The following is a 15160-nucleotide window of genomic DNA, read 5'->3' as shown; positions in this document are numbered from 1 at the left end:
TTATCTTAATTTGTTTGAATACGCACTTTTATAAACGCTTTAGCAGCATCTAATTCGCGATAAATAGTAGCAAGTGAGACCTTGAATTGTTTAGCTAGCACTTTAGTATCTAGGCCCAAAAAGTAATGTTGAGAGAATATTTGAGCTTTTTGCGGATGATTTTTTTCTAGATGATTTAGGGCGCTATCTAATGCTAAAAAATCCTCTTGGTGTTTTAGTTGATCGTTTTGTTGCTGGATTTTTTCTGCGTTAGGAGTGCGTTTGAGAGTTTGAAACTTGCGAATTTCATCGCGTAAAATATTACGGATAAATACACTTAAATAAGTATTAAATTGTGTTTGGTGATTAATGCTTTGTTGTGGCGGAATTAACTCAATAAGTGATTGATGTAGTAGCGATCCAGTATGCGGTAAGTGCTGCAATACATAGGTTGAATCGATTTCATTACGGTAACCTTCTAAATGTACATGACAAACTTGTTTCAGGTGGTAGTAAAGCCGAGCTTTAAGTTCATCAGCACTTTGCGGGCAACCATTTTGCCAGCCATTGATTAGATCTTCTAATGATGCCTGCATCGATCTTCCTTATTTCGATATTTCAATTAATAAGGTACATTTGCGGGACTTTAATTACAAGTGTTAACTTAATGTTCGTTAATCAATTCTCTCAGCTGTGAGGGAGTCGTCCCTGTCCAGCGTTTAAATGCGCGGCGAAAGTTAGTTAAGTCGCTAAAGTTAAGTTCGCCTGCTAGGGTTTCGTTACTTTGCGCTAAAGTGGCGATATTAAACACCGCGGTTTGGCGATTGATACAATCTTGCAAGGCGCTAAAACGAGTATGATGTTGTTTTAGTTTTCGCTTAAAAGTGGCGGGGCTCATAGCGAAATGCTGGGCAACTGTTTCGAGGTTTTGTTGTGGTTGAGCACTAATATGATTGCGCACTAATTGCAGCCAAGGCGCAGCGGGTAAAGGGTGCTGCTTTATGGTTGCTAATGATTGCTGCAGCAGGCTCGGACAGCTATCTATTAAGTGTTTGTTATAAAGTTCATCACTAATACTGACCATAAATAATTGTTGTGAAAACTTGCAGTTGGCTTGTAGGTTAGTTTGATATTGCTCTATGTGTGAGGGCTGCGCATAGGGAAACGAAAAACATAAATCACTGTTATTACCTATTCGCCATTTACATGTTGCAGCGATAAAACTGGCAAATAATTCGCAGCAAAATTGTTCTACGGCTGCATTTATTGCCCCGAAGCTGAGGTTGATAATGAAGTAATGTCGGCCTTGATGGTATTTATGTTCGGCATTAAATAAGTTAAAGCCATGCAAAGGAGTGCGTGTGAGTAGTTTTTGCAGTGTGCGTAAACTTTCTGCTTGAGAAAATGCGCTATATAACGGATTGTGATTAAGTAGTTTTCGCCCTAGTAAAAAACTGAGTTGGTGTTGATTATCAAATTGACGACAGTTTTCTTGTAATCGATAAAATTGCTCAACACTGATCGAAGCCGTTCCAGCTGCAAAATCTTGATAAAATAATCGAGTTCCTTTGAGTAACTTATCAGGGTGTACCCCTCGGTGTTTGGCTAAATCAACTAATTGCGCTGCCCATGACTGTAAACCTTGATAAGGAGAGTCGATATAACTGCTGTTACTAAGGCTTGCACTCACGCAGTATGTCCATGTAAGTTTTTGTTCGTTAGTAATTTTTGATGCAATTGACTGAGTAAACCAGAGGTCGAATCACGGTGCGTTGCGGCTACTAAACTGGTGTGTACTTTTTGTTTGTAGCTCACTGCTTTGTCGCTGCTATTAAACGAAAACGCTTCTAAAGCACTGACTAACGATACGCTTAGCTGCTCTGCGACAGCGAGTTCGGTATTGGGCAACATGACAATAAAGCAATCACTGGCGTAACGGCAGACTAAATCTTGTTCACGTACATTCAAGGTGATCACTTGAGCAAACTCTTGTAACAGCTTATCGCCTTCTGCATCACCAAATTGACGATTAAACCGATCAAACTGAGCAATATCTAACATCAGTAATGAAAATCCATGCAGGCTATGGTGGAGCAAATTTAGCTCGCGGCTGATCTGGCTTTTCATATAATCGGCGCTAGCTAGTCCGCTGATAGCATCACTGAGTTGATGCTCTCGATAAAAGCGCTCGCGATTACGTAATTGTTGATTAATGGTCATTTGCTCTTGGTGCCAATGATACAAAGCCATGGTCATTAAAATCATCCCAAATGGTGCAGGAATGGATTCAATAGTACTGAGCCATGCTTGTTCATTGCTGTAATATACAAATTCATCAATAAAATCGAGGGTCATCGATAGATTCATAATCGCAAGGCCTGAGAATAATAAGTTAGTTACTCGTCCCTTTGGCCTACTTAATAGAATAAAAAAGATCCACAGCAGGGTCATGGCAGTAATACCGCCTTCGCCACCTACATCAAACCAATCGATCTGGCTATGGCCTTTATAGTGACCGTAGCTAAGTGTCAGGGTTAATACGCTGGTTAACATCACCACTAAGATAAGCAGTAATGAGCGATGTAATTTTAAAAACGATAAATTCATTGTCAGCTCAATAGGTATATTTGATAGGCAGAATAAGCAAACAGCTTAAACACCACTAGGGTCAGATTAGCTCACAGTGATGACATATTTTTTACGTTGGCAACTTTTCAAACGGATTATTGTTGATTTTTGAATTAAAAAACCATAAAAACAGGGGGTCAAATCAGCTCATTTTGCCGTATTTAACTACTTAAAATGCCCTTACAATGGCTAATTATCAAGGACGTAACGGGTACTGACATATTTCTTTCATGATTGCCCCTTAGGGTGTTGCTGCGAGCCAAGCATGGCCAAGTAAACAATCAAAATCATTAGCAGCAACCAAGAGAACAATTATGAACCCTTTTATCAAATCGAGTATTGCATTAGCGTGTTGTGGTATTTTATATGCGACCCCAGCCTTAGCGGATGGTCGTGTGCAAGGTCGCATCACTGATGCCAGCCAAAGTGTGTATTTTGGCGGCGCGAAAGTATCGGTTAAAGAGTTAAACTTAAATACGGTAAGTAACCGCGATGGTTCTTTTTCATTTAATAAGTTGCCAGCGGGTGATTACACCCTAGTGGTTGATTACATTGGTGCCCCCTCGGTAGAACAAAAAATTACGGTGGTTGATTCACAAGTTTTTACACAACAAATTATAATTGGTGAGCAACAAGAAGCCATCGACAATATCATTGTTTATGGCCAAAGTGCTGGCCAAGCAGGCGCAATTAACCGCCAAAAAAACGCAACTAATTTAAAATCGGTAGTCAGTGCAGACTCGATTGGCCAGTTCCCTGATCAAAACGCAGCAGAAGCATTACAGCGTTTACCGGGTATTTTTATCGCTCGCGACCAAGGTGAAGGGCGATTTGTTGGTATTCGCGGTATTGATCCAAATTTAAACAACGTTACGGTTAATGGCTTAAATGTGCCGTCGCCTGAGGCCGGTGTTCGCTCTGTGGCGATGGATGTATTGCCAAGTGAACTAATTCAAAGTTTAGAAGTAAGTAAAACTGTTACCCCAGACATGGATGCCAGTGCTATTGGTGGCTCTATCGAAGTAAAAAGCTTAAGTGCCTTTGATAAAGCAGGTGAAAGCTATAGTTTTACTGCACAGGGCTCATATAACGAATTAGAGTCAAAAACTAGCCCGAAGCTTTCAGGTAGTTACACTAATGTTTATGAGCTTGATGGTGGTCTTGATCTAGGTGTAGCAACAGCTATTTCGTGGTTTAAGCGTGATTTTGGTTCACGTAATATGGAGACCGACGGTGGTTGGAGTGAATTTGATGTTGAAGATGCAGCAACTGGCGACAAGGTCTCATTATTTGGCGCTGAAGAAATTGAGCAACGCCAGTATCAAATTACCCGTGAGCGTTTAGGTGCAGCACTTAATTTAGATTTACACAGCGGCGCCACTGATAAATATTATTTACGCACACTATATAGTGACTTTTCTGATGATGAGTATCGCCAACGTAATGAGTATAAGTTTAGCGATGGCAAACTATTAGATAGCAACGAGAGCGGTGCAAACTTTAGTGGTGCAGAAATGGACCGCGATACCAAAGACCGTTATGAAGAACAAAGTATTCTTTCACTGGTACTTGGTGGTGAAAATCAATTAGATAATTGGTTTGTTGAATATAATGTTGGTTATTCTAAATCAGAAGAAAAAGAGCCAAACCGCTTAGATGTGACCTTTGCTGGTAAAGATATTGATATGGGCTACATTGCGCGCGTTGATACTCCATTATTAAGCCAATCGACTAATGCCCACGATTTAAGCCTGTTTGAGATGGATAAAATTGAAGCGGCCAATAACCTTAGTGAAGACGAAGAGCTTAGCTTTAAACTCGACTTCAGCCGTGATTTTGTGTGGCAAAATAATAATGGTGAATTTAAGTTTGGTTTCAAACATCAAAATCGCGAAAAGCGTAATGATGTAAAGGTTGCTATTTATGATGGCGACTTTTTAGATGCTCTTGGTAGCGACTTTGTCGCGCCTGCACCTGACTTTGATTTGGGAAGTTTTGGACCGGGCCTTGATCGCGGCGCGATTCAAGCCTTTGTGAGAAAAAATAAAGAGGCGTTTGCTTTCAATATTAATGAGTCACAAGTTGAATCTGATGGTCAAAGTTATGTAAGTAATGAAGATATTACCGCCGCTTATGCGATGGTTAGTATGGATATTGATAAGTTACATGTTGTCGCGGGCGTGCGTTATGAAGGTACTAAGTTTGAAACGCAAGGTAACCAAGTTGACTTAGTAGTCGATAAAGTAAGTGATACAGAAACGGTTACCACAACGCCTTGGCAAGTAAGTAAAGATTATGACTACTTTTTACCAAGCTTAAATTTACGCTATAACATCAGCGATAAACTAGTGACCCGTTTTGCTTATACCAATACTATCGCGCGGCCAACCTTTAGCGATTCGGCCGCTTACCAATTAATTGAAACTGAAACAGTTGAAGATGAAGGCGTAATGGTTACAGAGCGTAAAGCTGAAGTCGGTAATCCAGCTCTTGACCCTTATGAATCAATGAACTTAGACGCATCAATCGAATATTACCCAGGTTCCATTGGGGTGTTATCTGCTGGTGTTTTCTATAAAGACATCGACAACTTTATTATTCAACAAGAAGTACAAGATAACGGTGATTGGGATGGTTTTGACGAAGTAGTGCAAATGGTTAATGGCGGTAAAGCGTCATTAACGGGGATCGAGCTAAACTGGAACAAAACCTTTAAATCAGGATTTGTGCTTGGTGCAAACGGAACCTTTATTGATGCGGATGAAAAATTACCAAATCAAGCAGACACAGTGGCAAATATCATTGTTGGCTTTGAAAATCATGCTATTAGCACTCGTTTAAGCGCATCATATAAGAGTGAGAGTTTCCAGTTTGATGATGCTGATATGGCGGTTTATGAAGATAGCCACATGCAATTGGATTTCAGCAGTAAATATTACTTAAACGATAATATGAACGTGTATTTCAATGCTACCAACCTAACAGATGAGCCAATGTACTTGTACCACGGCGAAAAACGTTACAACTACCAGTACGAATCTTACGGTCGTACATTTGAGCTAGGTTTTACGTTTTCTTCTTTGTAAGGTGAACATATGAGCCTGCTTAACAGTAGGCTCATTGTTGAGGGTATTATGATTAATAAAACTATTTTGTATATTGCACTAACCGCATGTTTAGCAACGGTTGGTTGCACAGCTCAAAGTAACAAACAAAGCAGTACTGACGTCGCAAGTACCAGTAAAAAAGCCTCCGACAAGATTGAGTTTTTAGCTTTTGGTGATGGTGGTTATCATGTTGACTATCCAAAAACTAAACACATAACCAACCCTAAAAACAAGCAACAGTTTATAGCCGCAGAGCTTGCTGATTGGTTAGAAGATTATCGCCCTCGCGATGAATTTGACCATGCACCAATATATATTTATCCAGGCACTGAGATTGCTACAGAGCAAGGGGGCGCTCAGGCTGTGGGGATCGCAATGGCAAAATTGTGTGAAACAAAAGCGTGCCAATTTGCTATTCAGCTCGGTGATAACGTATACCCTGATGGTGCCGATGCTAATGATGGTAAAGACGACCAAAAACGTTTACACGACTTAGTGTATGCGCCGCTTGAGCCATTATTTAAAGCTGAGCCTAATTTAGTGGTGTATTCCGCATTAGGTAATCATGATTGGAAAAGCTCGCGCAAAGGCGTAGCGGTACAAACGCAATGGATGGCAGAGCAAGCGAACTTTCACCTAGACGAAAAAGGCTACTATAGCTACAAAATGGGTGAGCCGGGTAACGATGTAGAGTTTTTTGTACTCGATACCAATATGTTACTGGCAGGGCAAAGTTATTATGATGTGCCGCTAAACCCAGATGGCAGCGAAGCAGATGAGCAACAAGCAATACGTGATGGCCGCGCAGATCTTGAAGTACATGACCCCCATGAAGGGCCACAAAATGATGAAGACCTAGCTCAGCTTATATGGCTTAAACAAGGCATTGCAAACTCGACTGCTAAATGGAAACTGGTTTATGGGCATCATATTTTATGGTCAATTGGGGGCACTAAATATAGTGAAGGCCACGTACTGCGTAAATTACTAATGCCAACTCTTTGCAAATATGCAGATGGTTATATTGCCGGCCACGAGCATGACTTAGAGTTACTAACCGATGATTGCTCAAAGTTTGATACCGGTAATAGCGTTGGCAAATTGCCGCTGATCATTTCTGGCGCTGCGTCTAAAATGCGTGGTAAACATACCCCGTTTGCACAGTTTCAAGAACGCCAATATCCTGAATATGATTTGCTTTGGTCAAAAAGCTTTGTATGGGGGTTTAGTCATATCAGTTTGGATAATCAAGCCAATAAGCTTGATGTGAGCTTTTATACCACGCCACGAGATTTAACGGGCAGTATTATTGATGAAGGTAGTTTTAGTTTTTCTAAACGCACTCGATAAACTTATATTTTGCATAAAAGCCAGTGTAACTACGCTGGTTTTTTGTTGTTTTAATGTGTAAAACTGTGCATTTTATTGCATATTTGTACATTTATTTACGGTTACGTAAATATTTGTAAGTTGAGGTAATGCTTTGTAAATCATGGAATTATTGCTTTTGTTAATGGTCAAATTTAAACTATTAACAATAAGGAATTGATTACATGCGTGGCCCGTTATTTAAAACTGCACTAACAACCTCTTTACTTGCAACCCTTACTGCGTGCTCTGGCGATGACTCAAGCTCGAGTAAAAGTGGTTATATCCAATTATACAATGGCTCTTATAATAGCCCGTACACCCGTTTATTTATCGAAGATGCTGAGCGCTCAGGCACTGATTTTGGTGGCGTTACCACTCGTCATAATTACAGTACTAATAACTATGATGTGAGCTTTAAGTACCTTGATGCAAACGACAGCTATATAACGATCAGTGAAAAAGCAGCTTCGGTAAAAGACGACATGACCCAATTATGGGTGATGAATGGCGATTTTTCAGAGCCAACATTCAGTGAGTTAAGTGTACCAACCGGCAGTGATGAAGGGGCTATTAATTTAGGCTTCTTTAATATTGCCGGAGAAGACATTAGTTTTGATGTGTATTTAGCAAATGATGATGGCTTATTTGAAACCGCTGAGTTAATTGCATCACCACGGTATTTAAACGAACTGGCACTGCAAAGCTTTGATGAAGGATATTACACACTGTATTTAACTCAAAGCGGCAGTACTGATGTGCTATTTGAGTCTGCTTCGATTTACCTAAATGATGATGCCAGTTATGTTGCGATGATCAGATCAAGTTACGCCACTGAAGAACATGGTATTACGCTAGATCTCGTTACTTCAAGCAATACCGTAACCACGCTCAAACATCAAAATGCCCAAGGGCAATTGCGTTTTATCAATACTATTGATGATTACCCGCAAACTAGCTTTAGTGCAACGCGGGGGAGCGCAAGCAGCACTTCGCAAGTAACCGCTAATGACAGCTACTCAAACTACATTGAGCTTGCTCCAAACAGTTACAGTATTGCTATGTTAGATGAGCAAGGAAATGCAATTGTTGATAACTTTTTACTAACCCTTGAGCGCGAGCAAAGTAATGTTGGTGTTTTTTATAAAGATAAAGATTACGGCCCGCGAATGATGACAGTAAAAGAAACCTTAACGCCAAGTAGCTACAGTCATAAGGTAACAGTCGTTAACTTAATTGATAGTTACGCAGGGCAAAATATTACTGACGTTGATGTGGTATTTACCCTCAATGGTGAAACTGTAGATGATGCTAAAAATATTATTGATGGCATCGATCAGTATGATCAAGAAGATCAGGTTGTCGATAATGAAATTTACACCACTTATGTGCTTTATGAAGATAATGGCCAGCAAATTGTACTCATGCAACAAGGCGATATGGACTTTAGCCAAGAAGGTAACTACATATTAATTCTTGAGCATGATGAAACAACCAGCACTGGCTATAAAATGACGCTAGAGCGAACGGTTACTGATTCGGTAGAGTAATCTTACTTTAATTTCAGCCTCGTAATAGCGAGGCTGAGATTTTTGGGTATATTTTCAATACACTTTACGTTATAAGGGAATATTAAAAGCAGTCAAGGATTGAAAAATGGACGATGTTTTAGGGCTCATAGTCATTTTATCGTTAGTTGTAGTCGCAGGCTCTATTGCCGGTTTTATTGCTTTAACGCAAATAAGTACGTTAAAGCAAGATATTGCGATGTTAAAAAAACAACTGCGTGGAGTCATGGTAGACAATACCGGGCAGCATCAAGTGTCGCTAGACATTGCTGCTAATATAACTGAGCCGCAAGTAGATTATCCGTTTACGCTAGAACAATCATCCCAAGCTGAGGCAACTTTACATCAGCAACCATCGGTAAAAAAATACGTAAACACCGCACCGACTATAATAACAACTTCTCGCCAGAAACAAGCTTCGCCCTCAGTTATTGATATTTTCTTTAGTAAATTAAAAACACAGTTCCAAGAAAATTGGATGACCTGGATTGGCGGCGTCGCGCTGGCCTTTGGTGGTATATTTTTAGCAAAATACAGTCTTGAAGCCGGCTTATTATCACCAAGCTTACGACTCACCTTAGGGGGCTTATTTGGTGTCGCATTAATTGCCGGTGCCGAGTATTTACATAGAAAAGGTATTGTCTTCGAAGGCTTTAATAATTACGTGCCTGCAGCACTTGCAGGTGGCGGGTTTATTAGCTGCTTTGCATTAACGTTATTAGCTTATTCAAGCTATGCCATGTTAAGCCCAACCGTGGCGTTTGTGATGCTGGCATTAATTGCACTGGCCGCAAGCTCTATGGCGCTGCGTTTAGGGCCTTTATTGGCCGTGCTTGGCATAGTTGGCGCTTACAGCGTGCCGATTTGGGTTAATACTGGCAGTGGTAATTTAGCTGCTTTACTGATGTACATTGGCTTTATCACTTTTGCTGCGGTATTAGTGGCGCAAAAGGTAAAACGTAATTGGCTGTGGTATTTACTATGGGCTGGGCATATTGGCTGGTATTGGGTGGCACTGAGTGTAATCAATACGCAGCAATATTGGATTGTTGGTGGTTTTGCACTGCTCTCTATTATTGGTTTAATTGCCATAGCTCGATTAGGTTTAACTTTGCGTTTATTAGAATATCGCCCACATAGTTTACAGCGATTATTAAAATTACAGCCGGATCATCCGTTATTGTTAGCGATAGTAATTCCTTTATTGCTGGCGATAATGACAGAGGCGGTGAGCTTACAATGGCAAATAGTGATGGTGTGTTTAATCGTCATGCTGTTATTTTTAGTGCTGCAAAATAGTCGTTGGGATCTTTGGCAAGGTGTGGCGTTAGTGGTTGCGATGTTATTAGTCTTTAGCCAACAACGTTATAGTGTCGATAGCAATGATCATTTGTTTGTATTTAGGGAAATGTATGGCGTAGGGTTATTACTCGCGGTTGGGCTTTGTCTATACGGGCTTTATTTTGGCGCGCGTTACTATAAACGTTTAACGTTTCATTTAGTGGCTGCGTTTAGTGTGTTTACCTTGATTGCAACGCTCTATACCATAATACCCGAGCAAGGCTTAGGCGTTGCGTATCCGCTATGGACTATATTTTTGCTAGTTACGAGTGGTGTATTAATTAAACGCGCACAAACAGCTCACACTCAATGGCAGCAGTTTAGTTATTGGGTTGGCGCTAATGCTAATATAACTCTTTGTTTAACTATGTTATTAGCCGATAGCGGGTTAACCCTCGCACTGGCTGCTCAAGTGTTGGTTATTAGCTATCTGGTGAAACGCCATGATGTGCCTATGCCGCATTGGCCTATTAAAGTGCTGGTGGCTGTGGTGCTGGCAAGGCTAACCTTTGCACCGTGGACGGCACATTATTTTGATCTAACCATATTTTCAATGCATTGGAGCGCAATTGTGTATCCATCAGCGGTTGGGTTATTTTGGTTTGCCGCAAAACAGTGGCAACAAACAGATATGAAAATTTGGCTCGAAGGGGCTGCATTACATTGCTTAGCATTATTTATCACCACCGAGACCAGCTATCAACTAGTCGGGCATTATCCACAGCTTACTTCTTTAAGCTTTTATGAGCAGGTATTACTCAGTTGTAATTGGTTAGCACTTGGCTGCGTTTATTTGCATCGGTCACGCAGCGCAGGGCAACTGGGTAAACTTTATCGCATTGCAGGGCTTGCACTTGCGGGACTCGCTGGCTTGTTGTTGATAAGTACAGCATTATATGAAAATCCACTATTTATACGCCTTTACGTTGGTGAAATGCCATTATTTAATTGGCTGTTATTAACCTGGCTCGTACCAAGTATTCTTACACTGTGGTTGGCTAAATTAGTTAAACCACTTAATGCTAAGTTTAGTCAAATAGTACTGGGTGCATCAGGCTTATTAGCAGTGTTAGCTATCAACACATTGATCCGTCAATATTGGCAAGGCGGGTTCATTTATCTTGATAAAGCGACCAGTGACGCCGAGCTATACAGCTATTCGATCATTTGGTTACTACTTGGCGCGTTGGTGGTCATTACCGGGCATTTAAAACAACAGTTGCTACTACAAAAAGTCGGCTTAGGCATTCTCGGCGCGGTTATCGTGAAGGTATTCTTAATTGATATGGCAAGCCTGACCGGCTTGCTCAAAGCTGTATCATTTATTGGTTTAGGCCTGTCGCTCGTTGGCCTAAGCTGGCTGTTTCAAAAGCTCAGGAGTAAAGCACCAGCGGGGTAATTTAACTCAAGCAGTACACCCAATAAGATTGTTGGGTGTACTTAGTTATGTTGTTTAACGCCAATCTGTTCTAACCTTTTGCCTAGCACCTAGCACCTTTCCCTTCACGTACTATGGTTTAGCAGTGCTTTTAGTTTCCCTGGCTTGATTGGTTTAGACAAGTAATGAATATCAGCGGCTTTAGTCGCTTGTTTTAGCTCTACGTCGCGTACTGCGGTGATTAAAATTGCCGGTACGTTGGTTTGCCAAATTTCCCGCAGGGCTTTAATTAATGTAATACCATCGTGTTCATGGCCTAACTGATAATCCATTAATATCACATCCGGTGCGCTGTGTTCATTTGCGTATGCGAGTACGCCTTCAACTTGATCAAACAACTGATAATTAGCTTGCCACTTTTGTAATAAACTGGCCATGGCGTTTAGGTTTTCAGGGTCGTCATCAACGGCAACGATATTCATTGCAGAGCGCTCTTCAAACAAGCTATTGGTAACGTGTTTTTGCTGAACAAATTGGCTTTCGCCATAAGGGACTTCAATACTAAAGCAGCTACCTCTTTGCGGAGTTGAGCGCACATCTAAGCGAATCGACAGTAAATCTACCATACGCTTTACTACGCTAAGGCCAAGGCCAACGCCTTTATTGTCAGAGGCCTCTACGCGGTAGAAGTCGTTAAATATTTTTGCTTGCTCTACCTCGCTAATGCCAGGGCCGGTGTCCCACACTTCAATGCGCAGGTGATGTTTGCGTTTACGACACGCTACTAATACTTTGCCCGTATTGGTGTATTTAACTGCATTTGATACTAAGTTCTGCACAATTCGCCGTAGATAGGTGATATCACTGTGGACAATATGCTGTCCGCTGCGCACTGTGAGCTTGAGGCCTTTTTCGCTTGTTAAAATGGCGTATTCATTACGCAGTGGTGCGAGGATATCATCAATACTAAAGTGGCGAGGGGTGGGGGTCATCGCACCTTGTTCAAGTTTGGCAATTTCTAATAGGGCTGACATTAAATGCACTGTTGAATCGAGGCTGGCACCGAGCTTTTCGAAGTTATTGATATTATTATCAGCGAGGGATTTTTCATCTATCGCAGCAAGGTATAAACGGGCGGCGTTGAGCGGTTGCAAAATATCGTGACTTGCTAAAGCTAAAAAGCGGGTTTTACTGTCATTGGCTTGCTCTGCTTCTCGTTTTGCTAAAGTGAGTGCTTGCTCTGTTTGTACGCGGCTTTCTATTTGTGCTTCGAGATCTTTATTGATAGTTCGAATTTCTTGGGTACGCGCTTCAATACGATTTTCCAAATCCATATTCACTTCTTCAAGTGCATTTTGTGTGGCAATGTGAGTGGTAATATCTGAAAAGCTAGTAACAAAGCCGCCATCAGGCAGTGGGTTACCGGTCATTTCGTACACTAGGCCGTTACGACGGTGACGGATAAAGTGATGCGAACTACCATTTTTTAAATGTTGTACGCGCTTTTCTACTTGGCGTTCTATTTCACCAGGGCCACATTCGCCGCGCTCCGCATTGTAACGAATAATTTGCTCAATCGGTTGACCTACTTCTAAAAATCCTTCGGGGTAATTAAACATCTCTGCGTAGCGCTTATTCCACGCAACAAGATTAAGCTCTTTATCAACAACTGAAATACCATGACTGAGATTCTCTAAAGAGGTGAACAACAGGTTTTGGTTAAACTGTAGTGCTTGCGTTGTTTCATCAAAAAAGTTAACCACTTCTTCAAATGCCATTCGCTTGCCCGACGCTACAGTGTGGATCAAAGCTTGCGCTGAAGAGGCGCCTAATACACCGGTCAAGGCGCGTTCGCAGTAAGCTATAAACTCAGGATCGGGGTGAGTGTTATTTTCTCCTAGTTGGTGAGTCAGTGAAAAATGCGTCAATACTTGTTGGCTACGCTGGACTCCTAAAAAGGTTTGTAACAGTACTTTAAAATCGTATACCGTGGCTTTCACGTTTTTGTTTAAACGTCTTGCAAGTACTGCTTGCTCCTTGGGATTAACGAATGCTGCTGCTTGAATTTTATCAATTAACCGCTCATCAGCTCCCAGTGAAAAACTAATATAACAGCCAATATTGGCAAATAAAGCGATCAGTGTGCCGCGGGTAATAAGGGTTTGTTGTAGTTCGGTGTCAAGTGTATTACCTGCATCTAAAATAGGTAACATTAGAAATAATATCCAACAAATTAACCCCGCTAATAAACCAGCATAAACACCGTAGGCATGGCCTTTGCGCCAGTATAGGCCGCCCACAATGGCGGGTAATAATTGCGTTACCAAAGAAAATGCAACTAACCCCATGCTGGCTAGTGCTTTGCCATGACCAAACCATTGCTGATAAAAATACGATAAGATCAAAATACCGGCGATGGTAAAACGCCTTACCAGTAATATTTGTGGCTTATAACTGCTGGTGATCAGGTTGCGTTTGAATTTACGTCGCAGCATTAGCGGTAATACCACATCGTTTGAGATCATGGTACTCAGGGTTAAAGTGGCAACCACAATCATCGCAGTCGCTGCGGATATTCCGCCAATAAATACAAAGGTGGTAAGTAATACATTGTCATTCATTAATGGCAGCGCCAATACAAAACTATCAGGGGAGAAGCTATTGCCGATCTGTGGATGAATAGCTGCGGTGGCTATTGGTAAAATCATTGCTGCCGTCAGTAGTAAATAAAGTGGAAATGCCCAACGAGCGGTAAATAGGTGACGTTTGTCTTGGTTATCAACCACTGTAACGTGAAATTGTCTTGGCAAACAGATGATTGCAGCAGCGGCCATCAGTGATTGACCAATAAAGTTAAAGCTTAAAAAGTTAAAGTTATTCCAATGTTGCCATAAAGATTCTTTTATTTGTTCTTCATTAGCACTGGGTAAATTATACAAGGTGTACACTGCCAAAGCCGCTACTGCTACTAATGCCAGTAGTTTGATCATTGATTCAAATGCGACTGCCAACATTAATCCTGAACGGTATTCGGTTACATCAACTTTACGGGTGCCAAAAAATATTGCGAACATAGCCATGATCAGGGTGGCAGAAAGCGCGACCATTGATCCCGATATTTTATTGTCACTTTGCAGTAGTAAGAAGCTATTGCTCAGTGCTTTTAATTGCAAGGCGATATAAGGAATGGTTGCTAGTAGCGCAATCATAGTCACCATAATGGCAGTGGTTTGACGTTTGCCATAACGGGCAGAGATAAAATCGGCAATGGTGGTGATATTTTGTTTTTTACTCACCAGTACCAGTTTGCGCAAAAATCCTTGTCCGAAAAAAAACAATAGTGCAGGGCCAAGTAGAATGGGTAAATAGCTCCAACTACTGGTAGCCGCAGTACCAACAGAGCCGTAATAAGTCCACGAAGTACAGTAAATACCCAGCGAAAAGGAGTAAACAAAAGGGTGATGGCTAATTCGTTTTGCCAGCGGTGTGGTTTTATCGCCCCAGTTTGCTAGCCAAAACAATATGCCAATGTACGCTAAAGCGACAAAAATTAGTGCAGCAGTCATGTTTTTATTCAATTTTTATTATGTTATTGCACACCATACCAGAAGTTTTCACTATTTTGAGCTGTCAATTTTTGTGAGTATTCTTAAAATAAACATATTTATTTGATATATATAAGGAATTTAATGTTTTGTTGATATATTAGACTAATGTCGCAAGTGTGCAATATAGCTTAGGTGAATAGTTAAAATCACCGAGTGGAAATACTTAACATTATGATAAAAAAC

General features: G+C 41.0%; 8 protein-coding genes. 4 read left to right on the top strand and 4 right to left on the bottom strand.

Going from position 1 to position 15160, the window contains the following annotated elements; all coding sequences use genetic code 11:
* Positions 1-5: 5 nt before the first annotated feature.
* The 3 genes from H5180_RS10485 to H5180_RS10475 all read right to left on the bottom strand — a co-directional run bounded on the left by H5180_RS10485 (position 6) and on the right by H5180_RS10475 (position 2586).
* A complete protein-coding gene (locus H5180_RS10485) occupies positions 6-575 on the bottom strand; it encodes a sigma-70 family RNA polymerase sigma factor (RefSeq protein WP_145235307.1) in 570 nt (189 codons plus the stop codon).
* A gap of 68 nt (positions 576-643) precedes the next feature.
* A complete protein-coding gene (locus H5180_RS23775; RefSeq protein ID WP_182731522.1) occupies positions 644-1669 on the bottom strand; it encodes an AraC family transcriptional regulator in 1026 nt (341 codons plus the stop codon).
* Positions 1666-2586, bottom strand: coding sequence for a GGDEF domain-containing protein (locus H5180_RS10475; RefSeq protein WP_182731521.1), 921 nt, complete (start codon positions 2584-2586; stop codon positions 1666-1668). The genes H5180_RS23775 and H5180_RS10475 overlap by 4 nt, the downstream gene beginning before the upstream one ends.
* Positions 2587-2921: 335 nt before the next feature.
* Between H5180_RS10475 and H5180_RS10470 the strand changes: the two genes are divergently transcribed.
* From H5180_RS10470 to H5180_RS10455, 4 genes are all read left to right on the top strand, one after another.
* Positions 2922-5693, top strand: coding sequence for a TonB-dependent receptor (locus H5180_RS10470; protein WP_182717183.1), 2772 nt, complete (start codon positions 2922-2924; stop codon positions 5691-5693).
* Positions 5694-5741: 48 nt separating this feature from the next.
* On the top strand, positions 5742-7064 hold the full coding sequence (locus tag H5180_RS10465; protein ID WP_182739748.1) for a metallophosphoesterase: 1323 nt from the start codon (positions 5742-5744) through the stop codon (positions 7062-7064).
* 203 nt (positions 7065-7267) lie between these two features.
* A complete protein-coding gene (locus tag H5180_RS10460; protein WP_182758186.1) occupies positions 7268-8632 on the top strand; it encodes a hypothetical protein in 1365 nt (454 codons plus the stop codon).
* A gap of 106 nt (positions 8633-8738) precedes the next feature.
* A complete protein-coding gene (locus H5180_RS10455; protein WP_182758185.1) occupies positions 8739-11390 on the top strand; it encodes a DUF2339 domain-containing protein in 2652 nt (883 codons plus the stop codon).
* A gap of 104 nt (positions 11391-11494) precedes the next feature.
* On the opposite strand, the gene H5180_RS10450 is transcribed toward H5180_RS10455, so the two are convergent.
* A complete protein-coding gene (locus H5180_RS10450; RefSeq protein ID WP_182758184.1) occupies positions 11495-14935 on the bottom strand; it encodes a PAS-domain containing protein in 3441 nt (1146 codons plus the stop codon).
* Positions 14936-15160: the final 225 nt, after the last annotated feature.

The organism is Pseudoalteromonas sp. SR41-4 (assembly GCF_014163985.1).
Lineage (GTDB): Bacteria > Pseudomonadota > Gammaproteobacteria > Enterobacterales > Alteromonadaceae > Pseudoalteromonas > Pseudoalteromonas rhizosphaerae.
The sequence above is the reverse complement of the archived record's forward strand: the minus strand, read 5'-3'. Positions and strand labels throughout refer to the sequence as shown.

Excerpts from the sequence above, each read along its gene's own strand:
- H5180_RS10485 (WP_145235307.1), bottom strand. The coding sequence starts at position 575 with ATGCAGGCATCATTAGAAGATCTAATCAATGGCTGGCAAAATGGTTGC.
- H5180_RS10475 (WP_182731521.1), bottom strand. The coding sequence starts at position 2,586 with ATGAATTTATCGTTTTTAAAATTACATCGCTCATTACTGCTTATCTTA.
- H5180_RS10470 (WP_182717183.1), top strand. The coding sequence starts at position 2,922 with ATGAACCCTTTTATCAAATCGAGTATTGCATTAGCGTGTTGTGGTATT.
- H5180_RS10465 (WP_182739748.1), top strand. The coding sequence starts at position 5,742 with ATGATTAATAAAACTATTTTGTATATTGCACTAACCGCATGTTTAGCA.
- H5180_RS10460 (WP_182758186.1), top strand. The coding sequence starts at position 7,268 with ATGCGTGGCCCGTTATTTAAAACTGCACTAACAACCTCTTTACTTGCA.
- H5180_RS10455 (WP_182758185.1), top strand. The coding sequence starts at position 8,739 with ATGGACGATGTTTTAGGGCTCATAGTCATTTTATCGTTAGTTGTAGTC.
- H5180_RS10450 (WP_182758184.1), bottom strand. The coding sequence starts at position 14,935 with ATGACTGCTGCACTAATTTTTGTCGCTTTAGCGTACATTGGCATATTG.